We start from the raw sequence: 1,130 nt of genomic DNA, 5'->3' as shown, positions 1-1,130 counted from the left end.
GATGCACAGTTTGGTTACTTCCTTCAAGTGTTGTCAACGGACGGAACGGACACGTGGAATAACCTTTATAGCTTCGATTTAGAGTTTGTGTTTGCGGGTGATATCGCGTGTGGCAACTTTTTTACCTCCACTTCTCCTCACTCGCGTTTTACCAGCGCAAGAGTCGCGGCGAAAGCAACAGAAAGTGGGTTGGTGACATTGCTTAACTACACACTCAAATACACCAGCCAAGGTGAGCAGACAGAATTGGAGTTAGAGCCAGGCCAAGCCTATCTGGATGCATTGAAAGAATACTTCGGCATTGAGCTTGATGCGCAGTACGGCGACCTTCGTCCGTTGCCTGACGCGTAAAATTCTCCCGTTTTCAAAGCGTAGCGCGACGAGAACATTTTCATCACTATTTGTCTAAAAGAGGTCGACAGGAATACAGCATGGCGAATTGGGAAGGGGTCAGCGAATTTGTTGCTGTGGCGGAAACCAACAGTTTTACCGGAGCAGCAGCTAAGCTGAAAACATCGGTGGCACAAATCAGTCGTCGGGTATCAGCACTTGAAGAACGACTTGCGGTGAAATTGCTGCATCGCACGACGCGAAAAGTCTCCCTGTCTGAAGCCGGACAACTCTATTACCAGCAGTGTAAACATTTGGTGGAAGGGTTAGAACTGGCCGAGCTTGCCGTCACGCAAATGCAGACCGAACCGCGCGGTTTACTGCGCGTGACGGCTCCTGTGACGTATGGGGAAGTGAACCTCGCGCCGCTTTTGCATCAGTTTTTGGAAAAGTACCCGCGTGTGGATCTTGATTTAGTGCTGACCAACCAAAAGCTGGATTTGATTGAGCAAGGTGTGGACGTGGCGATTCGTCTTGGCCGCTTGCAAGATTCCAGCATGATCGCCAAGCGTCTTTCCTCACGTCAAACCTACGTGTGTGCCAGTCCGATGTACTTGGAGCGTTTTGGTGAGCCACATACGTTGTCGGAATTGGGACGGCATCAATGCTTGGTTGGCTCGGTCGACTATTGGCACTTTAAGGAAAATAAACGCGATAAATCTTTACGCGTGTCGGGACGGATTAAATGCAACAGCGGTTTTGCTTTGGTGGACGCAGCGAAACGCGGTCTGGGTTTAGTG

2 protein-coding genes are annotated in these 1,130 nt (G+C 50.1%); both read left to right on the top strand.

Going from position 1 to position 1,130, the window contains the following annotated elements; all coding sequences use genetic code 11:
* Window positions 1-351: arylamine N-acetyltransferase (locus R7P72_RS25400; RefSeq protein ID WP_318111007.1), on the top strand; the 351-nt coding region annotated here is incomplete at its 5' end.
* Window positions 352-431: 80 nt separating this feature from the next.
* On the top strand, window positions 432-1,130 hold a 699-nt coding region (locus tag R7P72_RS25395), incomplete at its 3' end, for a LysR family transcriptional regulator (RefSeq protein ID WP_318111006.1).

Source organism: Vibrio sp. Vb0888 (assembly GCF_033338835.1).
GTDB classification, from domain to species: domain Bacteria; phylum Pseudomonadota; class Gammaproteobacteria; order Enterobacterales; family Vibrionaceae; genus Vibrio; species Vibrio alginolyticus.
The sequence above is the reverse complement of the archived record's forward strand: the minus strand, read 5'-3'. Positions and strand labels throughout refer to the sequence as shown.